The 26,705-nt window shown below is 69.1% G+C and carries 27 protein-coding genes; 19 read left to right on the top strand and 8 right to left on the bottom strand.

Annotated elements, in window-relative coordinates; all coding sequences use genetic code 11:
- Positions 1–2 precede the first annotated feature (2 nt).
- The 5 genes from secF to SVA_RS10335 all read left to right on the top strand — a co-directional run bounded on the left by secF (position 3) and on the right by SVA_RS10335 (position 4,898).
- The gene (secF, locus tag SVA_RS10355; RefSeq protein ID WP_096461148.1) at positions 3–1,010 is read left to right on the top strand and encodes a protein translocase subunit SecF; all 1,008 of its coding nucleotides are present in this window, start codon (positions 3–5) and stop codon (positions 1,008–1,010) included.
- 93 nt (positions 1,011–1,103) lie between these two features.
- Entirely contained in the window at positions 1,104–2,369 is a 1,266-nt protein-coding gene (gene glyA / locus SVA_RS10350) for a serine hydroxymethyltransferase (RefSeq protein ID WP_096461147.1), read from the top strand.
- Positions 2,370–2,577: 208 nt separating this feature from the next.
- Entirely contained in the window at positions 2,578–3,138 is a 561-nt protein-coding gene (gene nrdR, locus SVA_RS10345; protein WP_096461146.1) for a transcriptional regulator NrdR, read from the top strand.
- The gene (gene ribD, locus SVA_RS10340) at positions 3,135–4,238 is read left to right on the top strand and encodes a bifunctional diaminohydroxyphosphoribosylaminopyrimidine deaminase/5-amino-6-(5-phosphoribosylamino)uracil reductase RibD (RefSeq protein WP_197703161.1); all 1,104 of its coding nucleotides are present in this window, start codon (positions 3,135–3,137) and stop codon (positions 4,236–4,238) included. The genes nrdR and ribD overlap by 4 nt, the downstream gene beginning before the upstream one ends.
- Before the next feature lie 3 nt (positions 4,239–4,241).
- Positions 4,242–4,898 (top strand): riboflavin synthase, encoded by a 657-nt coding sequence (locus tag SVA_RS10335; protein ID WP_096461145.1) that lies wholly within the window; start codon positions 4,242–4,244, stop codon positions 4,896–4,898.
- 1 nt (position 4,899) lies between these two features.
- On the opposite strand, the gene SVA_RS10330 is transcribed toward SVA_RS10335, so the two are convergent.
- Together SVA_RS10330 and SVA_RS10325 are read right to left on the bottom strand one after the other, a co-directional pair.
- The gene (locus tag SVA_RS10330; RefSeq protein WP_096461144.1) at positions 4,900–5,406 is read right to left on the bottom strand and encodes a hypothetical protein; all 507 of its coding nucleotides are present in this window, start codon (positions 5,404–5,406) and stop codon (positions 4,900–4,902) included.
- Positions 5,407–5,446: 40 nt separating this feature from the next.
- The gene (locus tag SVA_RS10325) at positions 5,447–6,694 is read right to left on the bottom strand and encodes a serine/threonine-protein kinase (RefSeq protein ID WP_096461143.1); all 1,248 of its coding nucleotides are present in this window, start codon (positions 6,692–6,694) and stop codon (positions 5,447–5,449) included.
- A 195-nt stretch (positions 6,695–6,889) separates the two neighbouring features.
- Here SVA_RS10325 and ribBA point away from each other — a divergent pair, with 195 nt between their 5' ends.
- From ribBA to SVA_RS10265, 12 genes are all read left to right on the top strand, one after another.
- Positions 6,890–8,056, top strand: coding sequence for a bifunctional 3,4-dihydroxy-2-butanone-4-phosphate synthase/GTP cyclohydrolase II (gene ribBA, locus SVA_RS10320; RefSeq protein ID WP_096461142.1), 1,167 nt, complete (start codon positions 6,890–6,892; stop codon positions 8,054–8,056).
- Between the two features lie 19 nt (positions 8,057–8,075).
- Complete coding sequence (gene ribH / locus SVA_RS10315; RefSeq protein WP_096461141.1) at positions 8,076–8,552, top strand: 6,7-dimethyl-8-ribityllumazine synthase; 477 nt, start codon at positions 8,076–8,078, stop codon at positions 8,550–8,552.
- A 9-nt stretch (positions 8,553–8,561) separates the two neighbouring features.
- Positions 8,562–9,017 (top strand): transcription antitermination factor NusB, encoded by a 456-nt coding sequence (gene nusB / locus SVA_RS10310; RefSeq protein ID WP_096461140.1) that lies wholly within the window; start codon positions 8,562–8,564, stop codon positions 9,015–9,017.
- Between the two features lie 4 nt (positions 9,018–9,021).
- Positions 9,022–9,987, top strand: a complete 966-nt coding sequence (thiL, locus tag SVA_RS10305) for a thiamine-phosphate kinase (protein ID WP_096461139.1) — start codon at positions 9,022–9,024, stop codon at positions 9,985–9,987.
- Positions 9,984–11,186 (top strand): formate-dependent phosphoribosylglycinamide formyltransferase, encoded by a 1,203-nt coding sequence (purT, locus tag SVA_RS10300; protein ID WP_096461138.1) that lies wholly within the window; start codon positions 9,984–9,986, stop codon positions 11,184–11,186. Before thiL ends, purT begins: the two co-directional genes overlap by 4 nt.
- On the top strand, positions 11,173–11,589 hold the full coding sequence (locus tag SVA_RS10295; RefSeq protein ID WP_096461137.1) for an HIT family protein: 417 nt from the start codon (positions 11,173–11,175) through the stop codon (positions 11,587–11,589). Before purT ends, SVA_RS10295 begins: the two co-directional genes overlap by 14 nt.
- On the top strand, positions 11,586–11,852 hold the full coding sequence (locus tag SVA_RS10290) for a hypothetical protein (RefSeq protein ID WP_096461136.1): 267 nt from the start codon (positions 11,586–11,588) through the stop codon (positions 11,850–11,852). The genes SVA_RS10295 and SVA_RS10290 overlap by 4 nt, the downstream gene beginning before the upstream one ends.
- A gap of 26 nt (positions 11,853–11,878) precedes the next feature.
- Complete coding sequence (locus SVA_RS10285; protein ID WP_096461135.1) at positions 11,879–12,310, top strand: DUF1499 domain-containing protein; 432 nt, start codon at positions 11,879–11,881, stop codon at positions 12,308–12,310.
- On the top strand, positions 12,307–12,990 hold the full coding sequence (gene tsaB / locus SVA_RS10280; protein ID WP_096461134.1) for a tRNA (adenosine(37)-N6)-threonylcarbamoyltransferase complex dimerization subunit type 1 TsaB: 684 nt from the start codon (positions 12,307–12,309) through the stop codon (positions 12,988–12,990). Before SVA_RS10285 ends, tsaB begins: the two co-directional genes overlap by 4 nt.
- Before the next feature lie 55 nt (positions 12,991–13,045).
- Positions 13,046–14,179, top strand: coding sequence for a YjgN family protein (locus tag SVA_RS10275; protein ID WP_096461133.1), 1,134 nt, complete (start codon positions 13,046–13,048; stop codon positions 14,177–14,179).
- Positions 14,176–15,303 carry a M48 family metallopeptidase gene (locus tag SVA_RS10270; RefSeq protein WP_096461132.1) on the top strand — a complete coding sequence of 376 codons (1,128 nt, stop codon included), beginning with the start codon at positions 14,176–14,178 and terminating at the stop codon, positions 15,301–15,303. Before SVA_RS10275 ends, SVA_RS10270 begins: the two co-directional genes overlap by 4 nt.
- Before the next feature lie 111 nt (positions 15,304–15,414).
- Positions 15,415–16,068: a superoxide dismutase gene (locus tag SVA_RS10265; RefSeq protein ID WP_096461131.1), complete on the top strand. Its 654-nt coding sequence runs from the start codon at positions 15,415–15,417 to the stop codon at positions 16,066–16,068.
- 4 nt (positions 16,069–16,072) lie between these two features.
- Here SVA_RS10265 and SVA_RS10260 read toward each other — a convergent pair whose 3' ends face one another.
- From SVA_RS10260 to SVA_RS10245, 4 genes are all read right to left on the bottom strand, one after another.
- Positions 16,073–17,371, bottom strand: a complete 1,299-nt coding sequence (locus tag SVA_RS10260) for an HlyC/CorC family transporter (protein WP_096461130.1) — start codon at positions 17,369–17,371, stop codon at positions 16,073–16,075.
- 98 nt (positions 17,372–17,469) lie between these two features.
- Positions 17,470–19,662 carry a SulP family inorganic anion transporter gene (locus SVA_RS10255; RefSeq protein WP_197703160.1) on the bottom strand — a complete coding sequence of 731 codons (2,193 nt, stop codon included), beginning with the start codon at positions 19,660–19,662 and terminating at the stop codon, positions 17,470–17,472.
- 77 nt (positions 19,663–19,739) lie between these two features.
- The gene (locus SVA_RS10250) at positions 19,740–21,584 is read right to left on the bottom strand and encodes an SLC13 family permease (RefSeq protein ID WP_096461129.1); all 1,845 of its coding nucleotides are present in this window, start codon (positions 21,582–21,584) and stop codon (positions 19,740–19,742) included.
- A gap of 35 nt (positions 21,585–21,619) precedes the next feature.
- Positions 21,620–22,432, bottom strand: coding sequence for a cytochrome C assembly family protein (locus tag SVA_RS10245; RefSeq protein WP_169924055.1), 813 nt, complete (start codon positions 22,430–22,432; stop codon positions 21,620–21,622).
- 159 nt (positions 22,433–22,591) lie between these two features.
- Here SVA_RS10245 and ffh point away from each other — a divergent pair, with 159 nt between their 5' ends.
- Both ffh and SVA_RS10235 read left to right on the top strand, forming a co-directional pair.
- A complete protein-coding gene (ffh, locus tag SVA_RS10240) occupies positions 22,592–23,947 on the top strand; it encodes a signal recognition particle protein (RefSeq protein ID WP_096461127.1) in 1,356 nt (451 codons plus the stop codon).
- Between the two features lie 84 nt (positions 23,948–24,031).
- On the top strand, positions 24,032–24,496 hold the full coding sequence (locus SVA_RS10235; RefSeq protein ID WP_096461126.1) for a sigma D regulator: 465 nt from the start codon (positions 24,032–24,034) through the stop codon (positions 24,494–24,496).
- A 69-nt stretch (positions 24,497–24,565) separates the two neighbouring features.
- Here SVA_RS10235 and SVA_RS10230 read toward each other — a convergent pair whose 3' ends face one another.
- Both SVA_RS10230 and hpnE read right to left on the bottom strand, forming a co-directional pair.
- Positions 24,566–25,312, bottom strand: a complete 747-nt coding sequence (locus SVA_RS10230; protein ID WP_096461125.1) for a YciK family oxidoreductase — start codon at positions 25,310–25,312, stop codon at positions 24,566–24,568.
- Positions 25,313–26,689, bottom strand: a complete 1,377-nt coding sequence (gene hpnE, locus SVA_RS10225; RefSeq protein ID WP_169924054.1) for a hydroxysqualene dehydroxylase HpnE — start codon at positions 26,687–26,689, stop codon at positions 25,313–25,315.
- Between the last annotated feature and the right edge of the window lie 16 nt (positions 26,690–26,705).

Raw genomic sequence — 26,705 nt, 5'->3', positions numbered from 1 at the left:
CCATGGAAGTCTTTCGACGCAAGACGCACATCGACTTCATCGGCTGGCGTCGCCCGGCGATCGCCGTTTCGATGGCGCTCAACGTGCTCACGCTGATCGCGCTTTTCGTCTCCGGCCTGAACTTCGGGCTCGACTTCACGGGCGGCACCCTCGTCGAGCTCGCGTACGAGCAGCCGGCCGACGTCGAACAGGTGCGCCGGACCCTGACCGAGGGCGGGTTCCGCGACGCGGTGGTGCAGCGCTACGGCACCACCAAGGAGCTCATGGTGCGACTGCCGGTGCACGCGGAGGGTCAGAGCGCGGCGGTCAGCGCCCGGCTCGTCGCCGCGTTGCGCGAATCGCTCGGCGAGCGCGAGGTGGAAAGCCGGCCGGGACAGGCGCAGCGATGCGTACCGGCGGGGGGCGGCGAACCGCGAGCCTGCGCGCTGCAGGTCAAGCGGATCGAGTTCGTCGGGCCGCAGGTGGGGCGGGAGCTGGCGGAGAAGGGCGCGCTGGCGCTGATTCTGACGGCCCTCGGCATCCTGGTATACGTGATCTTCCGCTTCGAGTGGCGCTTCGCCGTCGGCGCCATCGCGGCCAGCGCGCACGACGTGCTGCTGCTCTTCGGCTTCTACGCCGTGACGCAGATCGAATTCTCGCTCACGTCGCTCGCCGCCATCCTGACCGTGCTCGGCTACTCGCTCAACGACACCATCGTGATCTTCGACCGCGTGCGCGAGAACTTCCGCAAGATGCGCAAGCACGCCGTGATCGAGATCATGAACACGTCGCTGAACGAGACGCTCTCGCGCACGATCATCACGGGCGGCACCACGCTGCTGACCATGCTCGCCCTCTACCTGTACGGCGGCGACGTGCTGAGCGGCTTCGCGCTCGCGATGATCTTCGGCGTGCTCGTCGGCACCTACTCGTCGCTCTTCATCGCCACGCCCGTCACCCTTGCGCTCGGGATCACCCGCGAGGACATGCTGCCGCCCAAGAAAGAGGCGGCGGCGGACGCCCAGCCGTAGCGGCCGCGTTTCAAATAGGCATCGCGGGGCGAATCGGCTATCCTAGGCGGCCTTCCGGGGCCCCCCGCCCCGCCGTTTCGCAGGAGTCGAGCCGTGTTTGCCAAAAACATGACCATCGCCGGGTTCGATGACGAGCTGGCCGGCGCCATTCGCGCCGAGGAGCGCCGCCAGGAAGATCACATCGAGCTCATCGCCTCGGAAAACTACGCGAGCCCGCGGGTGCTCGAGGCGCAGGGCTCGGTGCTCACGAACAAGTACGCGGAAGGGTACCCCGGCAAGCGCTACTACGGCGGCTGCGAGCACGTGGACGTGGCGGAACGCCTGGCGATTGAGCGGGTGAAGCAGCTTTTCGGCGCGGCCTATGCGAACGTACAGCCGCACTCCGGTTCGCAGGCGAATGCCGCCGTGTACATGGCCCTGCTCAGCCCCGGGGATACGATCCTCGGCATGAGCCTCGCCCACGGCGGTCATCTCACGCACGGGGCCAAGGTCAACTTCTCCGGGAAGCTCTTCAACGCCATCCAGTACGGCGTCGACGACAGGACCGGGCTGATCGACTACGCCCAGGTCGAGCGCCTGGCGAAGGAGCACCGCCCGAAGATGATCGTGGCCGGATTCTCCGCCTACTCGCGCGTCGTCGACTGGCAGCGCTTTCGCGAGATCGCGGACGCCATCGGCGCGTACCTGTTCGTGGACATGGCGCATGTCGCCGGGCTCGTCGCCGCCGGCATCTATCCGAACCCGACCTCGATCGCGGACGTGACCACGTCCACGACGCACAAGACGCTCCGCGGCCCGCGCGGCGGCATCATCCTCGCGAAGAGCAATCCCGAAATCGAGAAGAAACTGAACTCGCTCGTGTTTCCCGGCACCCAGGGCGGGCCGCTCATGCACGTCATCGCCGCGAAGGCGGTCGCGTTCAAGGAGGCGCTCGAGCCGGGATTCAAGGACTATCAGAAACAGGTGCTCGCGAACAGCCGAGCCATGGCGGCCGTCATTCGCGAGCGCGGGTACGACGTGGTGTCGGGCGGCACCGACAACCACCTATTCCTGGTGTCGCTCATCGCCAAGGGCATCACCGGCAAGGATGTCGAAGCGGCGCTCGGTGAGGCCCATATCACGGTGAACAAGAACGCGGTGCCGAACGACCCGCAGTCGCCCTTCGTCACGAGCGGCATCCGCATCGGCACGCCCGCGGTCACCACCCGCGGCTTCCGGGAGGCCGAATGCCGCGAGCTGGCCGGCTGGATCTGCGACATCGTCGACGGCATGAAAGGTCCCGCGGTCCGGGCGCTCGTGCGGGAGAAGGTCCTCGGCATCTGCCGTCGGTATCCGGTTTACGAGACCGCCGCCGCCTAGCGGCCATTGCGGCCGCGACACAGCCGACCGGGCCGGCCGGCCTGACTCTTACCCATGGGCAGGCCGCGAGACACCCCGGCGCCGAAACGCCGATCGATGTCGCGCCGCGCTTCACGCCGTAACCCCTTATTTCCCCGCCTTACTTGCGGATTCAGCGTGGGGCGATTACGTTTATCGGCTCACAGGCCAGAGGCCCTTTCCGCTTCCCGTGCGCTGTCCCTTCTGTTCCGCTGACGAGACCCGCGTGGTCGATTCCCGTCTGGCCGAGGAAGGCGATACCGTGCGCCGGCGGCGCGAGTGCGAGGTCTGCGGGGCGCGGTTCACGACCTTCGAGCGCGCGGAGCTGCGGCTGCCCGCCGTGATCAAGTCGGACGGCCGGAGGGAGACTTTCAACGAAGCCAAGCTGCGGGCCGGGCTGTCGCGCGCGCTCGAGAAGCGGCCCGTCGACGCCGAGGAGGTGGAGGCGATGCTCGGGCGGATCCGGCACAAGCTGATCGGCAGCGGCGAGCGGGAGATCGCTTCGCGCCAGATCGGCGAATGGGTCATGGAGGAGCTGAAGGACATCGACCCGGTCGCCTACGTCCGTTTCGCGTCCGTGTACCGCAGTTTCCAGGACGTCGATGCCTTCCGCGAGGAGGTGCAGCGGCTGCAAAGCGAGCCGAGCGCCGAATCGCGACGCAAGCAGCTCCGTCTCCTTCCGGAGGAGGGTGGGCCTCAGGGCGAGCCTGCCAAGCCCCGCGGCCGCCGGCCGGCCGAGCGCAAATCATGAGCTTCGACGCCGCCGACGCGCGTCACATGGCGCGCGCCCTGGAGCTCGCGCGGCGCGGACTCTACACCACGGACCCCAACCCGCGCGTGGGCTGTGTCATCGTGCGAGACGGCCGGGTGGTCGGCGAAGGGTGGCACGCGCGGGCGGGAGAGGCGCACGCGGAGGTCGTTGCGCTCCATGCGGCCGGCGAGCGCGCGCGCGGTGCCGACGTTTATCTGACGCTCGAGCCCTGCGCGCACCATGGCAAGACCCCGCCCTGCGTCGACGCGCTCATCGGGGCGCGCGTCGCGCGCGTGGTCGCCGCCATGCGCGATCCCAACCCGCGCGTCGACGGCGGCGGCTTCGCGGCCCTCCAGGGCGCCGGCATCCGTTGGGCCGTCGGCCTCCTCGAAGACCAGGCGCGCGCGCTCAACCCGGGATTCGTGCTGCGCATGGCGCACGGGCGCCCCTTCGTGCGCGTGAAGCTGGCGGCGAGCCTCGACGGCCGCACGGCGCTCGCGAGCGGGGAGAGCCGCTGGATCACGGGCGAGGCGGCGCGGGCCGACGTGCAGCGCCTCCGGGCACGCAGCTCCGCGATCCTCACCGGCGTCGATACGGTGCTCGCCGACGACCCTGTGCTGAACGTGCGCGCGTTCGAGATCGGCCGGCAGCCGATCCGGGTCGTGCTCGATTCGAGATTGCGCACGCCGCCGCAGGCCCGGCTGTTCCGTCCTCCGGGAAAGACCTGGTTGATTGCGGTCGCCGCCGAACCGGAAGCGCGTCGTGCGATCGAGCGGTCGGGCGCGGAGGTGGTCCTGTCCGCTGCGGATGCCGGCGGGCGCGTCGAGCTCGCCGGCGCCCTTCGGTTGCTCGCGGACCGCGAGATCAACGAGGTGCTGGTGGAGGCAGGAAGAACGCTTTGCGGAAGCCTGGTCGAGGCCGGCCTGGTCGACGAGCTCGTTCTCTACTTTGCGCCTCATCTGCTCGGGGACGGGGCGCGCGGGTTGTTTCATCTGCCCGGGATCGCGCGGCTGTCTGATAGAATCGCGCTCGATATCGCAGACGTTCGCGCCGTGGGCCAGGATTGGCGCATCGTCGCCAAACCCGTCTACCCGACCTGAAACATGTTCACCGGCATCATCCAGGCGATCGGCTCCGTTCGCGCGCTGGAACCGCGTGGCGGCGACGCGCACCTGCGCATACAGTCGGGCGCCCTCGATCTCGCGGACGTGCGGGAGGGGGACAGCATCGCGGTGAACGGTGTCTGCCTGACCGCCATCGCCGTCGGCCCCGAGGGCTTCGCCGCCGACGCCTCGGCGGAGACGCTCGGACGCACCACGCTCGGACGGCTCAAGGCAGGAGACCGCGTGAACCTCGAAAAGGCCCTCGCGCTCGGGGACCGGCTCGGCGGACACCTCGTAAGTGGTCATGTGGACGGCGTCGGCCGCGTGCGGGCCCGGGAGCGGGCGGCACGCTCCGAACGGTTCACGATCGAAGCGCCCCCGGGTCTCGCGCGTTATATCGCGGAAAAGGGCTCGATCTGCGTCGACGGCGTGAGTCTCACCGTGAACGCCGTGGACGAAAACCGCTTCACGGTCAACATCGTGCCCCACACCCTCGGGGCGACCACGCTCGGCGATCTCGGGGAGGGCGCCGCAGTGAACCTCGAGGTGGATCTGCTCGCCCGTTATCTCGAGCGATTGCTGCACCGGTCGGAGGCCGACCCGTCCGGCCCGGGCATCTCCCTCGGCCTGCTCGCGCGCGCGGGATTCCTGAAGTAGTTCAGCGTACGCGGAACTCGGCGCTCGCGGCCGCAAGGGTCCTGTCCTTGCGCCCCGCGTCCTTCAATACGATGCGCGTGACGACGCGATAACGGCCCGCGGGTGCCGCTTCCGGGATGGGGAGCGGGACCGAAGCGCTGTAGTAGCCGGCCCGCCGCAACTGGGCGCTAAGGTTCTCCTTCTTGACCGCGATCAGCTTGCCGCTGGACGTATAGAACTCCCGCTGTTCCTCGATCTGGATCGATCGCGAATCGCGTTCGATGTAGAGATCCTTGTAGAGATAGAGGTGCTCGCAGCGCGCAACCGCGTCCGCGCTGATCCGAAGCGTGTACCAGCGCACCTCCGCCGGTGCTTTTCGCTTGAGGGGCCTGAAGCTCCATACTGCGTTGCGGGTATCGGCCTCGGAGTAGCGGTACTCCGTGTCGTACGAAGTGGACGCGCGCGCGGCGTCGAAGCGCGCGCAGACGTCGGGATGGACGGTCGCGCAGCCGGTCAGAACGGCGAGCATCGCGACAGCGAGGCCAAGGCGCCCGCGGCGCGCGCGTGGCCTACTGGCCCCAGGCCTCGCGCAGGGCGTCGTAAGCATCTTGATTCGTTTTCTTCGGCTTGGGCGCGGGCTTCGGCGCGGGGACGAGGCGCGCGGGTCGCTGGGTCGTCATCGCGGTCTTCGGCGTTCCGGGTGCGGTCTCGGCCCGCGACGCTTCGACCGGTGTCTGGCTGTCGTCCGGGTAGAGGCCGAGGCCGTAGAGCAGGGCGGCGATGCTCGCGACCAGCAGCAGGTCGAGGGCGAAACCGACGATCAGTCGGCGACCGCCGGGCCGGACACGCGTCGCGGGCAGGGCCGGGCCGAAGGCGTTCGCCGGAAGCGCCGCGGCTCCATGCTCGTCGCCGGGTCCCGCGCGGAGCAGCGCGTGGCGGAACTCCGCGGCCGTCTGAAAGCGCCGCGACGGTTCTTTCTCGATCGCCTTGAGTATGACGCGCTCGATCTCCTTGGACAGCGAAGGAGCAAGACTGCGCGGCCCGGGCGGCCTTTCCTGCACGTGGGCGTGCATGAGCTCGTAGTCGGTCTGCCGCTCGTACGGAAGGCGGCCGGTGACCGCCTGGTACAGCGATATGCCCAGGGTGTAGATATCCGAGCGCGCATCGCTCGAACGGCCGCTGATCTGCTCGGGGGGGATGTAGAGCAGGGTGCCGAGCATCGTGCCCGGCGCGTAGACGTCCTGATCCAGGAGTTTGGCCACGCTGAAGTCCATGATCTTCACGTGACCGGACTTGGTGAGCACCAGGTTGCTCGGCTTCAGGTCGCGGTGCACCACTCCCATCTGGTGCATATGCTCGACGCCCCTGAGTATCTGGTCGAAGAGCCGGACCGCGTCGTCCGCCGGGAGCGGGCCATTGAATCGTATCCGCGCCTCCAGGGTCTCGCCCTCGACGTACTCGAGCACGAGTATGGAGCCGAGCGGAAGCTCGAGCAGCGAATAAAGCGTGACGATGTGCGGGCTGCGCAGGCGCGCCTGGGCCTGGGCCTCGGCGCGGAAGCGCGTGAGCTGCTCGGGCGGGCACTGCCGGCGCGGGAGCAGCTTGAGCGCCACGTCGCGGGAGAGCTCCGTGTCCAGGGCCCGGTACACCATGCCCATGCCGCCGCCGCCGAGCTGCTCGACAATCAGGTAGCGGTCGACCTGGGTGCCGGGTTCGAGGGAGACGGACGCGGGCCGATCGCTCGCCGTCGCCTGCGTGGTGCGGCGCTCCAGGAGTTTCGTGCTCAGGTCGATGGTATTGCCGAGTTTGGTCCGCATCCGGCAAAAAAGGTTTTTCTCTATATAATGCGGAGTTCTGAACAGCCAGCGCCCCTTTCCAACTATAGGTGGAAGAAAGGGATGCGGAGGCGGGCGCGGATGGAAGCAGCCGGTCAGCGGATGGACGGCCCCGGAGCGCTTTTCTATTTTATAAAGCGAGATCAATCACTTACTTCACGTTTTTAACGCGAAATCATGGCGATCAGTCCGATCAGCGAGATCATCGATGAGCTCCGTCAGGGCCGCATGGTCGTTCTCATGGACGACGAGGACCGCGAGAACGAAGGCGATCTCCTCATGGCGGCCGAGCACGTGCGCCCCGAGGACGTGAACTTCATGGCGAAGCACGGCCGGGGCCTGGTCTGCCTCACGCTCACCCAGGAACACTGCCGGCAGCTTCAGCTCCCGCTCATGGTGAGCGATACGCACGCCCGGCGCTCGACGAACTTCACGGTCTCGATCGAAGCCGCGCGGGGGGTAACGACCGGGATCTCGGCCGCCGACCGGGCGACGACCATCCGGGCCGCCATCCGCCCCGACGCCAAGCCGGGCGACATCGTGACGCCCGGGCACGTTTTTCCGCTCATGGCGCAGCGGGGCGGGGTCCTCGCCCGGGCCGGCCACACGGAGGCAGGCGTCGATCTCCCCCGGCTCGCGGGGCTCGTTCCGGCGAGCGTGATCTGCGAGATCATGAACGAAGACGGCACGATGGCGCGGCTCCCGCAGCTCGAGACGTTCGCGCGGGAGCACGGGCTCAAGATCGGCACGATCGCCGACCTCATCCGCTATCGCATGGAGAACGAATCGACCGTGCAGCGGATGGCAGAGGCCGTGCTGCCGACCGAGTTCGGCGAGTTCCGCGCGATCGCTTACCACGACGACATCGGCGATCAGGTGCATCTCGCGCTCGTGCGCGGCGAGATCGCACGCGATCGCCCGGTGCTCGTGCGCGTGCACATGCAGGAGAGCCTGCTCGATCTCGTCACCGCCGTGCACCGCACCGGCGCCACGTGGTCGCTGCGGACGGCGCTCGCGCGCGTCGCGCGCGAAGGCGCCGGAATCGTAGTCATCCTGCAGCAGCCGGAGCCGGCGAGCGAGCTCATCGGGCGAATCCGGCGTTTGCAGCGGCGCGGCGACGCCTTAGAATCGCCGGTGGCCGCCGGTCGCGAGGAGATGCGCACGTACGGGCTGGGCAGCCAGATTCTGGCCGAGCTCGGCGTGGGCAAGATGCGCGTGATCGGGCACGCCATGAAGGCCCCGGCGCTCTCCGGTTTCGGGCTGGAGATCATCGAGTACGTCGAGGAGCCGGGCAGCGCCGTCGTCGAGGATTTCTCCAGCCGCGAAAGCCGCCGCGCGAAGTGACGCAGCAGAAGGGCAATTCATGAACAACACCAGACAGATCGAGGGAGACCTGCTCGCCCGTTCCGCACGCTTCGGGATCGTGCTGGCGCGCTTCAACGGCTTCATCGGGGAGCAGCTGCTCGCGGGCGCGCTCGACGCGCTCGCGCGCCACGGAACCGATCCGAACAACATCGAGGTGGTGCGGGTGCCGGGCGCCTTCGAGATGCCGCTCGTGCTGAAGACCCTCGCCGGGAGCGGCCGGTTCGATGCGCTGATCGCCCTCGGCGCGGTGATCCGCGGTGCCACCCCGCACTTCGACTACGTGGCGGGGGAGTGCGCGAAGGGCGTGGCGCAGGCGAGCCTGCAGCACGACATCCCGGTGTCGTTCGGCGTGCTCACGACCGACACGATCGAACAGGCGATCGAGCGCGCCGGAACCAAGGCCGGGAACAAGGGCGCGGACGCGGCGATGGCCGCGATCGAGATGGTGAACCTGCTGAAGAAGCTTCGCGGGTGAGGAGGTTTCATGGGCGCGAAGGCCGGGCCGAAGGGAAGCCGTCACAAGGCCAGGCGCTGCGCCGTGCAGGCGATCTACCAGTGGCAGCTCACGCACCAGCCGCCTGAGGACATCGAGACGCACTTCATTCTCGACCACGCGATGAGCGACGTCGACTTGGAGTACTTTCACCACCTGGTGCGCGAGATCCCGCTGCACCTGCACGAGCTGGACGACCACATCATTCCGCATCTGGATCGGGAGATCGGCGACGTCGATCCGGTCGAGCGCGCCATCCTGCGCATCGGGGCGTACGAGCTCGAGTTTCACCCCGAGATTCCCTATCGCGTGATCCTGAACGAGGCCGTGGAGCTGGCGAAGACCTTCGGGGCCGAGCACGGCCACAAGTACGTGAACGGGGTGCTGGACCGCGTCGCGATCGAGCTGCGGCCGCACGAGCTCGGCACGAGCGGGCAGCCGGCGTGAGCCCGTGAACGAGTTCGAGCTCATTCGCACCTGCTTCGCCTCGCAGCCGGTCTCGCGGCCGGACGTGCGCGTCGGCATCGGCGACGACGCTGCGGTGTTCCGCGTGCCGGGCGGCATGGAGACGGCGATCACGAGCGACGTGCTCGTGGCCGGCGTGCACTTCTTCGCCGACGCCGATCCGGTCTCGATCGGGCACAAGTCGCTCGCCGTCAACCTGAGCGATCTCGCCGCGATGGGCGCCGAGCCGGCGTGGTTCCTGCTGGACCTCACCATGCCCTCCGTCGATGTGCCCTGGGTGCAGCGCTTCGCGGAGGGCGCGTTCGGCGTCGCGCGCCGCTTCAACGTGCAGCTCATCGGTGGCGACATGTCGCGCGGCCCGCTGGCGATCGGCATCACCGCCATCGGGCTCGTGCCCGAGGGTGGAGCCATCCTGCGCTCCGACGCGCGTCCGGGCGACCAGATCTACGTCACCGGCGACCTCGGCGACGCCGCGCTCTCGCTCATGCAGCATCGCGGCGAGCTCAAGCTCTCCGTGGCCGAGAGCGCCGCGATCACCGATCGCCTGGCCCGCCCCATGCCGCGCGTCGACGAGAGCCTGGCGCTGCGCGGTATCGCGTCCAGTGCCATCGATCTCTCGGACGGCCTGCTCGCCGACCTCGGCCATGTCCTCGAGGCCAGCGCCGTCGGAGCGCGCCTCGAGCTCGCGCGAGTGCCGCTCTCGTCGGTGTACCGCGCCCGGCTCGCCGAGATCGGGTGGGAGGGCGCCATCGCGAACGGCGACGACTACGAGCTGTGCTTCACCGTACCCCCCGAGCGCATCCCCGACCTCGAACGGATGGCCGCCGAGCGGCGCTTCGTGATCACGCGCATCGGCGAGATTACCGAGGATCGCGAGCTCGACGTGCGCGATCCGGCCGGCAAGCCCTACCGGCCGCGCGCCCTCGGTCACGATCATTTCGCGCCCGCATGAGGATCGGCACGCCGCTCGCGCCGGGCGCGACCCGCATCATGCTGCTCGGCGCGGGTGAGCTCGGCAAGGAAGTGATCATCGCCCTGCAGCGCCTCGGCGTGGAGGTGATCGCCGTCGACCGCTATCCGGACGCGCCGGGCCACCAGGTCGCGCACCACGCGCGCGTGATCGACATGACCGATCCCGCGGCGCTGCGCGCCCTCGTCGAGCGCGAGCGGCCGCAGTTCGTGGTTCCCGAGATCGAGGCGATCGCGACCGACGCGCTCGTCGAGATCGAGCGCGAGGGGCTGGCCGAGGTGATCCCGACCGCGCGCGCGGCGCGACTCACGATGAACCGCGAGGGTATCCGCCGGCTCGTGGCCGAAGAGCTCGAGCTGCCGACCTCGCGCTACGCGTTCGCCGAGAGCCTGAACCAGCTCAAGCAGGCCATCGACGGCGGGATCGGCTATCCGTGCGTCGTCAAGCCGGTGATGTCCTCCTCGGGCAAGGGCCAGTCCACCGTGAATGCGCCGGAGGACGCGGCGCGCGCCTGGGACTACGCCATGAGCGGCGGACGGGTCCGGCAGACGCGCGTGATCGTCGAGGAGATGATCCGCTTCGATTACGAGATCACGCAGCTCACCGTGCGTGCCGTCGGCGAGTCGGGATCGGTCGAGACGCATTTCTGCGAGCCGATCGGGCACGTGCAGGAGAAGGGCGACTACGTCGAGTCGTGGCAGCCGCATCCCATGTCGCCGCTCGCGCTCGAGCGCTCGCGCGCCATCGCCAAGCGCGTGACGGACAGCCTGGGCGGGCGCGGCATCTTCGGCGTCGAGCTCTTCGTCAAGGGAGACCACGTGTGGTTCAGCGAAGTGAGCCCGAGGCCACACGACACCGGCATGGTCACGATGGTGTCGCAGGTGCAGAGCGAGTTCGAGCTGCACGCGCGTGCCGTGCTCGGTCTCCCCGTCTCGGTCGCGCCGCGGGCGCCGGGCGCGAGCGCCGTGATCTACGGGGGCGTCGAGGCAAAGGGCGTGGTCTACGAGGGCATCGACGAGGCGTTGCGCGTCCCGCAGAGCGAGGTGCGGCTCTTCGGCAAGCCCGAGGCCCATCTGCGCCGGCGCATGGGCGTGGCGCTGGCGAACGGACCGGACGTCGGCGAGGCGCGGAGACGCGCCAAGGACGCCGCGGCGAAGGTGAAGCCGGTTGCCGTCGCCTGAGTCCGGTTGCCCGCTCTGTGCGGCGCGTGACGAAACGGCGCTTTGGCGCGACGACCGCTGCCGGGTGATCCTGGTGGGAGACGCCGACTACCCCGGGTTCTGCCGGGTGATCTGGAGAGCGCACGTGCGGGAGATGACGGATCTGGCGGCCGAGGACCGCGATCGCCTGATGTCGGTGGTGTACGCCACGGAAGCGGCGTTGCGCGCGACGCTCTCGCCCCTCAAGATCAACCTCGCTTCCCTCGGAAACCAGGTTTCGCACCTTCATTGGCACGTGATCCCGCGCTTTGGCGACGACGCGCATTTCCCGGATCCCGTCTGGGCCGTCCGGCATCGTAACGGCGCGTCTCATGGCGTCGACCGGGCCGCGCTCGAGCGGGCGTTGACGGAGCGCCTCGGATGAGGGCGCTGCGACGGCCGTACGTGCGCACCGGCCTGCTGGTGGCGACGTGGGTCGTTCTCTTCGCGGTGTTGATCCGGTCGCTGGACGTGGCATTCGCCTGGTGGAAGGGCGATCTCGCGCAGCCGGCCTTCGGCGACTGGGTGTGGATCGTTCTTCTGCCGGTCTGGGTTTTCCTTTACGTGCGCTACTTTTCCGTCTTTCGCCCGGGCTGCACGGCGTGCGAGGCGCGGGACGACGAGCCGCTCGGGCCGAGGGGTGTCTGATTTCGCCCCGGATCTCGGGCCTCGTCATGCTGCTCCCGCTCGTGGCCGTGGCTGATCCGGCGAGCGCGGTGGACACCGCGCTTGCACCGTGCCCCGACTCGCCGAACTGCGTCTCCAGCCAGGCGGTGGACGACGCGCACCGGATCGATCCCATCGCGTTCGAAGGCGCCGCGGACCGGGCGCTCGCGCGCCTGAAAGAGGTGATCGCGCGCTTTCCCCGCGCGCGGATCGTGCGCGAGGACGGCCCGCGGTTGCAGACGGAATTCACGAGTCTCGTGTTCCGTTTCGTGGACGACGTCGAGTTCCATGTCGACGCGGACGCGCGGGTGGTGCACGTGCGCTCGGCCTCGCGCGTGGGGCGGTACGACTTCGGCGTGAACCGTCGCCGGGTCGAGGCGATACGCGCCCGGTTCGGCGAGTCGGCGCGATCCGACGGCCCATCGTTGCCGCAAACGTGAAACTGCTCGCCCTCGATACCTCCACCGAGGCGTGTACGGTCGCGGTGTCGATCGAAGACCGCACCCTCGAGCGCTTCGAGCTCGGCACGCGTCATGCCGAGCGCATCCTGATCATGGTGTCCGAACTCCTGGCGGAGGCCGGGGTCGGGCTCGCTCAGCTCGACGCGTTCGCCTTCGGGCGCGGGCCCGGCTCGTTCACGGGATTGCGTATCGGTGCCGGCGTGGTGCAGGGTCTCGCCTTCGGCATCGACCGGCCGGTCGTCCCGATCTCTTCGCTCGCCGCGCTGGCCCAGGGACAGAAGGCGGACCGCGTTCTGGCGGCGTTCGACGCCCGGATGCAGCAGGTTTACTGGGGGGCGTACGAGCGTTCGCCGCAGGGCCTGATGGCGCTCCGCGGGGAAGAGCGCGTCATCGCGCCGGCGCACGTGCCGCTCCCGGAGGGCGAGGGGTGGCAGGGGGCGGGTACCGGGTGGGATCAGTACCACGACACGCTGACCGCGCGTCTCGCTGGCCGGCTCGCCGGCTGGACGCCGGGCGCCTTTCCGCACGCCGCGGATCTCGCGCGCCTCGCGGTGCCCGCGCTGGCGGCCGGCCGCGCGGTCCGTGCAGATGAGGCGGTTCCCGTCTACATTCGGGATGAGGTGGCGGCCAAACAGAGGCCTCGCGACCGGACCGAGTGAGCGTCGTCCTCGGGCGGCCGCGCCCGCGTCACCTTGAACGCGACAGGGAGGGCGGGTGCAAGGGGCATCCCAACAGACAGTCGAGCCGGTACCGCCGGCGCCGGCCGCGGCCGGCGCGCCGTCGGAGCGCGTGCTCGCGCTCGAGTTCAGCGGCTCGGCGCGCGAGTACTTCCGCGTCTGGGCGGTGAACCTGTGCCTGACGTTGCTCACGCTCGGCGTCTTTTCCGCCTGGGCGAAGGTCCGCAAGAAGCGCTACTTCTACGCGCACACGAGGCTCGTCGGCACGCCGTTCCAGTATCTCGCGCAACCGCTGCCGATCCTGAAGGGCCGCATCATCGCCGCCGTCGTGTTCGTCGTTTATTACCTCTCCAGTCACTACTTCACGTCGGTGATGCCCTACGTGCTCGCGGCCGGCGCGGCACTCGCGCCGTGGGTGGTCGTCCGCTCCGCCGCGTTCAACGCCCGGTACTCGGCGTTCCGCAACATGACGTTTCAGTTCGGCGCGCGCTACCTCGACGCGGCGAAGACGATCTACGCCTGGGGCCTCGTTGCGGTTCTCGTCGTCGGCAGCATGTTCAACTGGTGGGGTAACCCCTGGTTCGGCGTGGCGGCGTTCGGCGTCTTCAGTCTCGCGTTCCCCTGGTGGATCAAACGTCTGAAGCACTTTCTGGTGAGCCACACCGGCTTCGGCGGCGAGCACGGCGAACTGTCGGCGACCGGCGGGCAGTTCTTCGCGGTGTACTTCAAGGCCGGGCTCATCATCGCGGGCGCCGCGTTCGCGACGGGCCTGCTCGTCGCCGCGTCCGCCCAGGTCGCCGGCACGCGCCCGTACGCCTTCCTGCTCGCGATGCTTCCCGCCTATGCCGGTTACGTGCTCGCGTTCGCGTTCGTGCAGGCGCATCTCGCGAACCTGGTCTGGAACCACACGCGGCTGGGACCGCTGCGGTTCCAGTCCACGCTCAGGGCCCGCGGGCTCGCGAAACTCTACGTCACGAACGCGCTCGGCATTCTGGGCACGCTCGGCCTGCTCATCCCGTGGGCGGTCGTCCGCACGCTCCGGTACCGCGCCGAGAACATGCGCGTGCTCCTGGACGGCGAGCTCGACGCGTTCAATGCGGGAGCGGCGAGCGCCGTGCGCGCGGCCGGCGCGGAGGTCGGCGAGTTCTTCGATCTGGACCTTTCGCTGTGAGCGCCGGCGCCCTGACGCTGGAGGGCCGGTACTACGACGGTCGCCGGCCCCTGCCGGTCCCCGCGACGCTGTTCGTGGCGGGACGCCAGGCGGTCCTCATCGGCGAGCGGCTGACCGAGCGATTCGCACGGTCGACGCTGCGCGTCTCGCCGCGCGTCGCGCGCTCGAACCGCTTCATCGCGCTGCCCAACGGCGGACAGCTCGAGTGCGCGGACGATCCGCGCCTGGATCTCCTGCCCCAGGAGGTTCCGTCCGAGGGGCTGGTCGCCTGGCTGGAGCAGCGCGTCGCCGTGACGGTCGCCAGCATCGCCCTCACGGCCGTCGTCCTGCTGTCCGGGTACGTCTACGGGCTGCCCGTGCTCGCGGAAAAGGTGGCCGCGCGCGTGCCGATCGAGACCGAGCGGGAGCTCGGCGAGAAGACGCTCGCGTGGCTCGACGAGCACGAGTGGTTCGAGGCCTCCGAGCTCGACGAGGACATCCGCGGTATCGTGAGCAGGGGCTTCGACGAGCTCAAGCAGGGCCTGCCCACGGAGCCGCACTTGCGCCTCGAGTTCCGCAAGTCGTTCGTCGGCCCGAACGCCTTCGCGCTCCCGGGCGGGGTGGTGGTCGTCACGGACGCCATGGTGCGCGCCGGCGAGTCGCCGGACGAGGTGTTGGCGGTGCTCGCCCACGAGATCGGCCACGTCGAGCATCGCCATACGCTTCGCCACCTCGTGCAGGATTCGGCGCTCGCCGTCGTCATCGCCACGCTCACCGCCGACGCGGCGACGCTCGGCGGCGCGGTGGCCGGCCTGCCCGTGGTTCTCGCGCGCGCGAAATATTCGCGCGATTTCGAGAGCGAGGCGGATGCCTACGCTTTCGAGTTGCTGAAAGAGCGCGGGCGTTCGCCGGAATCGTTCGCCGCCCTCATGGAGCGCCTCTCGGGCAAGCGCGAGAAGGCGAATCAGTCGTTCCTCTCGAGTCATCCGGTCACCGCGGAACGCGTCGAGCGGGCGCGCGCGGCGGTCGACCCGGACGCCCCGCGGGTGCCGCGCGCCGAGTGGCCCGATCGCGACTGGCGTGGCAAGGAAGACACCGGGGAGTGCGAGGTGCCGGCGGACGACGGCGAGGCGGCCGCGGATTAGGGACCTGCGCGCGGAAGGAGGCCTGTGGGCGTTGTCACGCGCCGGGCGCTTTCCTAACATGCCCGCTTTGCCCTTGGACAGGGTTTAACCACGCGCAAAAGGAGCCTTGCCATGAACCGCTACTTCCTCCTCGATCTCCCTTACGACTATGGCGCGCTCGAGCCGCACATCTCGGGCGAGATCATGCAGCTGCATCACGACCGCCATCACCGCGCCTACGTGGACGGCGCGAACCAGACGATCGAGCAGCTCGCGGAAGCGAGGAGCAAGAACGATTTCGCCCGTACCGCGCCGCTGGAGCGCGCGCTCGCGTTCCACGTTTCCGGTCACGTGCTGCACTCGCTCTTCTGGCAGAACCTTCGGCGGAACGGCGGCGGCCGCCCGGACGGCGCCCTCGCCGAGCAGATCGACCGGGATTTCGGGTCGTTCGACGCCTTCCGCACGCAGATGATCCGCACCGCCTCCACCATCATGGGCTCCGGCTGGGCCGCGCTCGCCTGGGACCCGGCGGGCGGACGGCTGATCGCCGTGCAGATCCACGATCACCAGTCGGAGACCCCACAGGCGAGCATGCCCATCATGGTGCTCGATGCCTGGGAGCACGCGTACTACCTGCAGTATCGCGCGGACAAGGCGAAGTTCTTCGAGGCGGTGTGGAACATCTGGAACTGGGAGGACATCGGCCAGCGGTTCCTGACCGCGCGCAACGTGAGTCTGGGGCTCGGGCCGTGGGCGCAGCCGGGCGCGGCCGCCGGGCGGGGGTGAGCGACTAGGCGGAGGTCTGCTCGGGGGGCGGCGCGGGGGCGGGCGCCGGCGTCATCGGCCGGATGCGGGCGACGTCCACCGCGGTGCCGCGCGTGCGCAACACCTCCACCATGTAGCCGTTGAGCATGAGGCTCGTGCCCGGCTCCGGGATGTCCTCGAGGTACTCCACGATCAGGCCGTTCAGGGTGCGGGACTCCTCGGTCGGCAGGCCCCAGCCGAGGCGTCGATTGAGATCGCGCAGGCTCACGGTTCCGCGCACGATGTAGGTGCCGTCGTCTTCCGACCGGATGTCCTCCGGACGGCCGAACGTCTTGAGGCTGAAATCGCCGACGATCTCCTCGAGAATGTCGTTGATCGTCACCAGCCCCTGAATGTCGCCGTACTCGTCGACGACGAGGCCGATGCGCCGGCCGGACTCCTTGAAGTTCAGCAACTGCTTGGTGAGCGAGGTACCCTGCGGAACGAAGTAGGCATCGACCAGCCCACGCCGGAACGATTCCGGATCGAGCTCGCCCTCGCGCATGAGGTTCAGCACCTTGCGCAGGTGAATGATCCCCGACACGTTGTCCAGGCTGCCGTGGTACACCGGCAGGCGCGTGTGCCGCGCAGTCGTGAGCTGGCCGACGACGTCGGTCCAGTCGCCGTCGATGTCGATCCCCTCGATCTTGCCGCGCGGCACCATCACGTCCTCGACCGTCACGTTTTCGAGGTCGAGGATCGCGAGCAGCATGTCCTGATGGGATTCCGGCATGAGCGCGCCCGCCTCGAGCACGATGGCGCGCAGCTCCTCGGCCGTGAGCTGCTCCCGGGGTCGCGACTGGACGGACACGCCGACCAGGCGCAGGAAGCGGTTCGCGATGACGTTGACGAGCCAGACCAGCGGGTAGAACAGCGCGAGCAGGGGCCGCAACAGGAAGGAAGCGGGGAAGGCCGTGCGCTCCGGGTGCAGCGCGGCGAACGTTTTCGGCGCGACCTCGGCGAAGATCAGCACGATCAGCGTGAGCAGGCCGGCGGCGATGCCGATGGCCGCCTCGCCGTAGACCTCGAGCGCGATCAGCGTCGCGACCGAGGAGGCGGCGATGTTCGCGAAGTTGTTGCCGAGAAGAATGATGCCGAGCAACCGGTCCGGCCGCTCGAGAAGCCGGTGCGCCATGCGCGCGCCGCGATGCCCCGACTCGGCGAGGTGCCGGAGCCGGTAGCGGTTCAGTGTCATCAGGCCGATCTCGGCGGCGGAGAAGAAGGCGGAGAGCAGGATGAGGAAGATGAGGGCGCCGACGAGCGCACCTAGGGGAACGTCGATCAAGGGCCGGGGGCCTCTCCGTGTGGCGAAGCCCGGATTCTAGCACCGCGAGAGTCCCGGTCAGAACCGGGGATTTCCAGCGGTCGGGACAGCCCGCCGACTCAGCTGGCCCTGGCGCCGGGGGTGAGCTCGATCGGGCAGACGACGTTGAGCGGGCAGTCCGCCTCGTGATTGCCGCCGAGCTCCTTCCACGCCTGGTCGAGCGCCTGCTCCTCCGTCCGGAAGAACCGGTCCGGTCCCAGCCGGCGATACAAGCCGGTGCGCTGGAACGCGTCGATCACCTGTTTCTTCAGGCCCGTGAACACCATCCGGATGCCGGCCTTCTCCAGCCGATCGGCGAGGTGCGCGAGCATCTCCTCGCCGGTGGCGTCGATCTGGTTGATGCCGTCCCCGACGACGATCACGTAGCGCAGGTTCGGCCGGACGGCGACGCGCTCCTGGACCTTGTCCTCGAAGTAGCTCGTGTTCGCGAAGTAGAGCGAGCCGTCGAAGCGGATCATCGAGATGTTCTCGCAGGTCTTGAGACCGAACACCTCGGCGTCGCGCAGCGTCCCGTCGGGATGGCGCGCGAGGATCGCCACGCGCGGCTGCATCGTCCGGTACAGGTAAAGGATCAGGGCGAGGCCGACACCGACGAGGATCCCCTTGTCGAGGTGCGGCGCGAACGCGAGCGTCAGCGCGAAGGTCACGACGGCGACGACGCCGTCCTGGCGCTGGGCCTGCCAGGCATGCCGGATCGCGCGCACGTTGATGAGGCCGACCACCGCCATCATGATTACCGCGGCCAGCGTCGCCTGGGGAAGGTGATAAAGGAGCGGCGTGAGCCACAGCAGCGTCACCACGACGATGAGGCTCGTCACGACCGAAGAGAAGCCGGTCACCGCGCCGGCGTCCATGTTCACCGCCGAGCGCGAGAACGAACCGGAAGTGGGGTAGCTCTGGAACAGGCTGCCGACGACGTTGCTCAGACCCTGGCCGATCAACTCCTGGTTCGCGTCGACTTTCTGCCGCGTCTTGGTCGCCATCGCCTTGGCGATGGAGATCGCCTCCATGAAGCCGATCAGCGAGATCGTGATCGCGGCGGAGAGGAGCTGCAGCACGACCGACAGGTCGAACTTCGGCAGCGCGAGCGAGGGTACGCCGCGCGGAATCGCACCCACGACGTTGCCGCCGCCGTTCATCTCCAGCGACCCGTCCTCGCCGATGGTGCGGATGCGCCAGATGTTGCCGTCGTCGTGCGCGCCCTCGGGGAGGTTGGCGAGGAGATAATAGCGGCCGGGCGCGCCCTCGGCGCCGGGGACATAACGGAAGCGCACCGCGCGCAGCTCCTTCAGGTCGGCCGCGGCGGTCTTCACCCGCCGGTCGCGCTGCAGCTTCAGCGTGTCGATCGCGTGCTGCGCGGCGAGCGCGCGCGCATCGTTCCAGCCATGGCGGGCGACCGTCTCGGCGAGACGCGCACGCGCCTCGGCCAGCCGGGCGTCGAACTGCGGGATCTCGTCCCTGAGCCTCAGCTGGTCGGCCACCACCTCCTGCACGGCCGAGGCCGGGAACTGATCGAGCGCGGCCTGCTGCACCTTCTCGAATCCGGTCGCCCAGGCCAGCACGGTGGTGACGCCGACGGCAATCAGGACGTTGGGCAGCCGCCGATTGACGCGTCGGAGCACGATCATGATCGTGAACGCCGCCACGGCCATGACGAAGGTCGGCCAGTGGATGTAGCTCGCGGCCGCGACCACGGTGGCCCAGACCGTCTCGTAGTGGTGGGCGGCCTTCTCCACGCGCACGCCGAAGATCTTGTCCAGCTGCGAGGTGGCGATGATGATCGCCGCCGCGTTCGTGAACCCGACCACGACGGGGTGCGAGAGAAAATTGACCAGGACGCCGAGCCGCAGCAGCCCGAGCGCGAACTGGAACACGCCGACGATGAGGGAGAGCGTGATCGCGTAGGCGATGTAGCCCGGGCCGCCGGCGGCGGCGATCGGCTCGAGGGCGGCGGCGGTCATCAGCGAGACGACCGCCACAGGACCGGTGGCGAGCTGGCGCGACGATCCGAAGAGCGCGGCGACCAGCGGCGGCAGGAAGGCGGCGTAGAGGCCGTAGTAGGGCGGGAGGCCGGCGAGCTGCGCGTACGCCATCGATTGCGGTATCAGCACGAGGGCGACGGTGAGACCCGCCACGAAGTCGGTGCGCAGGATGCGGCCGTCGCGCAGCTCCGGCATCCAGGCGACGAACGGCAGCAGCCGCCGGAGCCAGGGCCCGGCGACCGGCACACGCAGCCGTCGGTCGAGGTTCACGAGGGCCGGATCACGTCGCCGCCCGCCTGGGAGCGATCAGCGACGATGCGCTCATCCATTTCCGCCGTCGGGGCACGTCAGTAGAACAGCGAGAGCATCGTCACGACGACGACGATGAAGATCAGGGTCATGATCCCGCCGGCACGGAGGAAATCCCTGTTGCGGTAGCCGCCCGCGCCCATGATCAGCGCGTTCACCTGATGGGTAGGCAGGATGAACGAGTTCGACGTGGCGAGTCCCACGGCGAGCGCGAAGAGTCGCGGGTCGAAACCGGCGCCGAGGGCGATCTTGATCGCCAGCGGAACGAGCAGCACGGTCGCGCCCACGTTCGACATCACGAGCGAGAAGGCGGTCGCCAGGACCACGACCACGGTCAGCAGCACCCACTGCGGTACTTCCCCGAGGAGCATGAGGATGTTGTGCGCGATCCAGGCGGCCGTGCCGGACTGTTCCACCGCGATGCCGAGCGGTATGAGGCCCGCCAGCAGGAACACGGTGCGCCAGTCGATCGACTGGTAGGCCTCATCGATACGCAGCACGCCGGTGAGGATCATCCCGATGGCGCCGGTCATGAAGGCGGTCGAGAGACGCAGGTCAGTGAACAGCACGAGCCCGATGGACACGAGAAAGAACACCGCGGCGTACTTCAGCTTGTCCGGGCGCATGCCCAGGTCCTGCTGCGGGTAGTCGGTGATGACGATGAAGTCCCGGTCCTGATCGAGCAGGGCGAGGGACTCCCAGCTGGAATGCAGCAGCAGGGTGTCGCCCGGCTGAAAGGGGACGTCCGAGAGCTTCTCCGTGATGACGGCGCCGCCCCGGTGCAGCGCAAGGATCGTCGCCTGGTATTTGAGCCGGAACTTGATCTCGCGCATGGTCTTTCCGGTCAGCGAGGAGCGCGGCGCGATCACCACCTCCGAGAGGCCCGACTGCCCGGGGGACAGCACTTCGTCGAATCGTTGCAGGCTGCTGCTCACGTCGAGCTTGAAGGTCTCGGCGAAGCGGGCGACGTGCTCGCGGTGGCCGAACATGCCCAGGACGTCACCGGGCTGTACCACGGTGTCGCGGACCGGCGCGAGGGTGATCGCCCGGTCGCGGGCGAGCGCCACGACGCTGATGCGGTAGCCCGACTGCGCGCGCACGAAATCGATGTTCCCCCCGGCGAGCGTGCTCTCGGGCGGCACCGTCACCTCGAACAGCTGGCCCTCGAGGTTGTAGTGGCGGGCGAGGTACTCCATCGTGCTCTGGAGGTCGGCTTCCGCGCCGCTCGTGGCCGGGAGGATGCGCTTGCCGAGCAGCACGAAGTAGAGAATGCCGGTGGCGATCAGGATGAGCCCGATCGGCGTCACCTCGAACAGCTCGAACACCGGGATCGGGCTCGCACCCTCCGGGAGCGCGCGATTTGCGGTGGTCACGAGGTCGTTCAGGAGGATGAGGGGGCTGGAGCCCACGAGCGTGACCGTGCCGCCGAGGATCGCGCAGAAGCCCATGGGCATGAGCAGGCGCGACAGCGGGATGGCGGTGCGCGTGGAGATGCGCTTGACCGCCGGCAGGAACAGCGCCGCCGCGCCGATGTTCTGCATGAAGCTCGAAATGATGCCCACCGCGCCCGCGATGAAGGCGATGAGCCGGCTTTCCGTATTTCCGGCGAGGCGGATGATCGGCCGCGCGATCTGGTTCATGGCGCCGGTCTTGTCGAGACCGGCCCCGAGGATCATCACCGCGATGATCGAGACGACCGCGTTGCTGGCGAAGCCGCTGAAGGTGTCGTTCGCGCCCACGAGGCCGCTGACGCCGAGCAGCACCATGATGGCGATCGCGGCGACGTCCACGCGAACGATCTCCGACACGAACAGAAACAGCGTGAGGGCGAGAATGCCGAGCACCGCGAGGATGGTCGGCGTCAGCTCCAGCGATTCGGTCATGAAACCCTTGCTCCGTCAGGGACTGCAAAAGGCGTTCAGCGCGCGAGGATGACCTCGAGCACGAACTTCGTGCCGAAGTAGGCGAGCACGAGCAGGGCGAATCCGCCGAGCGTCCACCGCACGGCCTGGCGACCGCGCCAGCCGAGCTGCCATCGCCCGAGCAGCAGCACGCCGTACACGACCCACGCGAGCGCCGAGAGGACGACGTGGTGCGTCAGCGGCAGCGGCTTGCCGAACAGATGTTCCGAGAAAAAGACGCCGGAGACCAGCGTGAGGCTGAGCAGCACGAAGCCGAGCGCGAGCATCTCGAACATCACGTCTTCCATCGTCTGCATCGGCGGCAGCGCGCGCACGAAGCCGCCCGCCTGCTTGCGGCGGAGCCGGCTCTCCTGTGCGAGCAGCATCAAACTCTGAACGGCCGCGAGACACAGGAGCGCGTACGCGAGGAACGAGACGACGATATGGATCGCCTGCGATCGGGAGGCCATCGGAATCGGAAGCTCCGAGGGCCACGCCCATTCGACGAGCACCGTGAGCGCCGCGAGCGGCATGATCACGACGCCGAGGTTGTCGATGGGGCGGTAGAGCGAAGCGAGCAGGTAAAGGCACGCGACCACCCACGCGACGAGCGAGAAGGCGCTCGTGAGGGAGAGGTTGAGCGTGGGGCCGAGCTGCAGGTCGGTATAGAGGATCCAGCCGTGAAACGCGACCGCGGCAAGCACGCCGGCGAGGACGGAGGTCCGCGCCGCGCCGGCGGCCGCTTCTCCGCGGCCCAGGCGGGCCGCGAGCAACAGACCCACCGCCGCGTAAGCCGCAATGGCGAGGAAATTCAGCACGGGATGGGTCATAATTCGGCGCGGAATCATGGCATAGGCGACGCCGGCTTTGAAGGGCGCGCGGCCCCGCCGGCCCCGCCCGAGCGGGTCGCCGAAGCCGGATCGCCTCCCCTTCAAACCCGTTCAATCCGCCCCGCCGCACGGCGCGGGCGACCCGTGAGGCAGGGATTCATGTTCGACAATCTGAGTCAGCGGCTGCAGGCCACGGTCAAGCGCCTTCGAGGTCAGGGTCGCCTGACCGAGGAAAACATGCGCGAGACGCTGCGCGAGGTGCGCATGGCGCTCCTCGAGGCGGACGTCGCGGTACCGGTGGTGAAGGCCTTCGTAGACCGGATCCGGGAACGGGCCCTGGGACAAGAGGTGCTCACGAGCCTCACCCCGGGCCAGGCGCTGGTGAAGATCGTGCACGACGAGCTGGTCGCGCTCATGGGCGGGGCCAACGACGCGCTCGATCTCGCGGCGCGGCCGCCGGCCGTGGTGCTCTTCGCCGGTCTACAGGGCTCCGGCAAGACGACCACGGTCGCGAAGCTCGCCCGCCGCATCAGGGAGCGGGAGGGGAAATCGGTGCTCGTGACGAGCGCCGACGTCTATCGCCCGGCGGCGATCGAGCAGCTCAGGAAGCTCGCGCATGCGGTCGGCGTCGAGTTCCACGAGAGTCGAGCCGACCAGCGTCCGGTCGACATCGCGCGCGGCGCAGTCGAGGCGGCGCGAAAGCGGCTGCTGGACGTCGTGCTGATCGACACCGCCGGGCGGCTGCACGTGGACCAGGCGATGATGGAAGAGATCAAGGCGGTCCACGCGGCGATTCAGCCGGTGGAGACCCTCTTCGTCGTCGACAGCATGGCGGGGCAGGACGCGGTGAACGCCGCCGAGGCGTTCAACGCGGCGCTGCCGCTCACGGGCGTGGTCCTCACCAAGGCCGACGGCGACGCTCGCGGCGGCGCGGCGCTGTCCGTGCGCCACGTGACCGGCAAGCCGATCAAGTTCCTCGGCGTGGGTGAGGCACCCGATGCGCTCGAGCCGTTCCATCCCGAGCGCATCGCCTCGCGCATCCTCGGCATGGGCGACGTGCTCACGCTGGTCGAGGAGGCGCACCGGACCGCCGACAAGCAGCAGGCCGAGAAGCTCGCGGAGAAGTTCCGCAAGGGCAAGGGTTTCGACCTGGAGGACTTCCGGGACCAGCTCCAGCAGATGCAGCGCATGGGCGGGATATCCAGCCTGCTCGAGAAGCTCCCCGGCGTCGGCGAGCTGCCGGCGGGGGCGCGGGACCAGGTCAACGATGCCCAGATGAAGCGGCTGGTGGCGATCATCAACTCCATGACCCCGCGCGAGCGCCGGGCGCCCGACGTGATCAAGGGGTCGCGCAAGCGCAGGATCGCGGCGGGCTCCGGCACACAAGTGCAGGACGTGAACCGCCTGCTCAAGCAGTTCGACCAGATGCAGCGGGTGATGAAACAGATGCGCAAGGGCGGCGGCCTGCAGCGCATGCTGGCCGGCATGCGGGGCAAGCTGCCGGGCGCTCCGTAAGCCCATGACTCTAACCGTTTGAATCTTTTCCCATACTGACTGTATAGTCTCGGCCGGGAGACAAACATAAGGCACCGCCTCGGCATGAAGACGACCATCAAAGACGATCAGACGCGCGCCGGAGAGCGCCGGCGGGGCAGTCAGGACGCTATCGCGAAAATGGTGACGGAGCGCACCGAGATGCTCGCGCTCTACTGCCGACTCGCGGGACTGGACCCCTTCAGCCAGAAGCAGCACCGCGAGCCGGCTCAGCAGCTGCTCCAGGAGTTCTGTCAGGTCCTCGTCGACTACATCGCCGCCGGCCACTTCAGCCTGTACGAGCGCGTCGTGAACGGCACCGAGCGCCGCCGGGACGTGGCGACCCTGGCGGAGCGGCTCTACCCGCGGATCGCGGACACGACGCAGGCGGCGCTCGACTTCAACGACAAGTACGATCTCGGCGAGAACGGCATCATCCCGCCGTCCTTCGAGCCCGACCTTTCGCGTCTCGGCGAGGAGCTGGCGGTGCGGATCGAGCTCGAAGACCAGCTCATCGCCCGCATCGTCTGACCGGCCCGTCGCCCGGCGGCGCCGGCCGTCCGGCGCTGACGAGCGCCGCCTCGCCGTTCACCCTTCGGATCACATTGCGCGCTCGGCCGTGAGGGCCTGGCCGGTCACCCCGCGGCTGTCCGGCCCGAGCAGGTACAGGTACGTCGCCATGACGGCTTCCGGAGCGGGCGTCGCGAGCGGGCTCTCGCCGGGGTAGGCGGCGGCGCGAAGGTCGGTGCGCACGGGGCCGGGGTCGAGCGTGTTCACGCGGATTCGCGTGTTCTCGGCGAGCTCGTCCGCGAGGATCTGCGCCATGCCTTCGAGGCCGAAGGCGGCGACGGCATACGCGCCCCAGTACGCGCGCGCCCTGCGGCCGACGTCGGCCGAGGTGAACACGACGGACGCGTCATCGGAGCGCTTGAGCAGCGGGAGGCATGCGCGCGTCAGCAGAAACGGCGCGGTCAGGTTGACGGCGAGCACGCGCTGCCAGGTCTGAAGGTCGTAGAGCTCGAGCGGCGTGAGCGTGCCGAGTTCCGCGGCGCTGTGGAGCAGGCCGTCCAGTCTGCCGAACTCCTGCGCAATGGTCTGCGCCACGGTCTGGTACTCGGTCGGCCCGGCCGATGCCAGGTCCGCCACGAGCATCGCCGGCTTGGGTCCGCCGTGCGCCTCGATCTCGTCGTAGACGCGCTCGAGCTTCTTGAGCGTCCGCCCGAGCAGGACCACGGTCGCCCCGTGTTCCGCCAGGGCGAGAGAGGCGGCGCGGCCCAGACCACCGCTGGCGCCGCTGACCAGGAGGACGCGACCTGCGAGCGAGTCGGGTGCAGGTGTGTAGGGCATTCAGTCTCTCTCCTCGTGCAGGTGTGTTTCGGATGCGGCGTAGGCATGCCGCAGTATCCACCGGGCGCACAGTACGCCGCTGCGCACGGCGCCTTCGAGCGAGCTCGGGTAACCCGTGGCGGTGTAGTCGCCGGCGATCCAGAGCCCCCGCACCCCGGTGGCGTGCGCCGGGCGATAACGGTCTATCCCCGGTCGCGCGACGATCGTCGCGCTGCGCTCGCGGATCAGCTTGGTCTCGATCGGAGCCGGCCAGCGCGGAAAGCGGACGGCGATGTCCCGGACGACGCGGTCGATCAGGGCCTCGTTCGCGAGGCGCAGGTGTGGCCCGCGCCCGTTGATGACCGCGGCGATGAGACCGCGGTCGCCGGTCAGGCGCCCGCGGTCGAACAGCCAGTGCGCCGTGCCGTCCAGGAGGCCGACCATGTCGCGGTCGAGCGCCACGGGCTGAGGGTAGCGCAAAAACACCGTGCAGACGGGCTGGGGCACGAGATGCCGATAGGCCTCGGCGATGTGCGCCACCCGAGCGTGGTCCCGCAGCAGCGCGGCGCAGGTCTCGGGCGGCGTGGCGATCACGACGTGGTCGGCGGCGACCCGCTCCTCGCCGAGGTACACGCCCGCCACGGCACCGTCGCCGAGCTGCAGCGCGCTGACACGGGCGCCGAGCCGCACCGTGCCGCCGCGGCTCTCGATGTAGTCGGTCGCCGGACGCGGCAGGCATGCCGAGAGGTCGAGGGTCGGGAGCAGGAGGTCGGAGTGCCGGCGCCGGACGAAGAAGGCGTCGCGCACCACGCGCAGGAAGACCCGTGTCGATGCCTCTTCCGGTGCCGTGTTGAGGGCGGCGAGACAGAGCGGTCGCCATACCGTCCGGAGCGCTTCGGGCGGTTGGCGATGGCTCGCGAGATAGTCGGCGACGGAGCAGTCCGGGTCGACGGTGAAGCCCTGGCGTCGCATCGCGCGCAGCAGCGCCAGCGCCTTCAGGCGCGCGGCCATGCCGAGGCTGCGTGCCCGCAGCAGGCCTGCCGCGAGGTGCAGGGGCGCCGGGAGCCGCGCGGTTCCGATCTCGAATCGTCGGCCGTCCGGCTCGACCATCACGAGCCGCAGGGGTTGTCGACGGAAGACGCTGGCTTCGGCGACCCCGACCGTGCCGAGAATGTCCAGCACCGAGCGAAACGCACCGAGCAGGATGTGCTGGCCGTTATCCACGTGGAACGGCCCGAAGCGCACCGCCCGGGCGCGCCCGCCGAGTTGCCGTCCGGCCTCGAGCAGCGCGGGTTTGATTCCATGGCGCGCGAGCTCCACCGCGGTCGCGAGGCCGGTCCAGCCCCCGCCCACGATGACGACGCGCGGCGACGGCTGCGCCACCGCGGCGCCGGGCATGCTCGGCATCTTCGCG

Origin of the sequence: Sulfurifustis variabilis, from assembly GCF_002355415.1 — a bacterium.
Classification (GTDB): domain Bacteria; phylum Pseudomonadota; class Gammaproteobacteria; order Acidiferrobacterales; family Sulfurifustaceae; genus Sulfurifustis; species Sulfurifustis variabilis.
The sequence above is the reverse complement of the archived record's forward strand: the minus strand, read 5'-3'. Positions and strand labels throughout refer to the sequence as shown.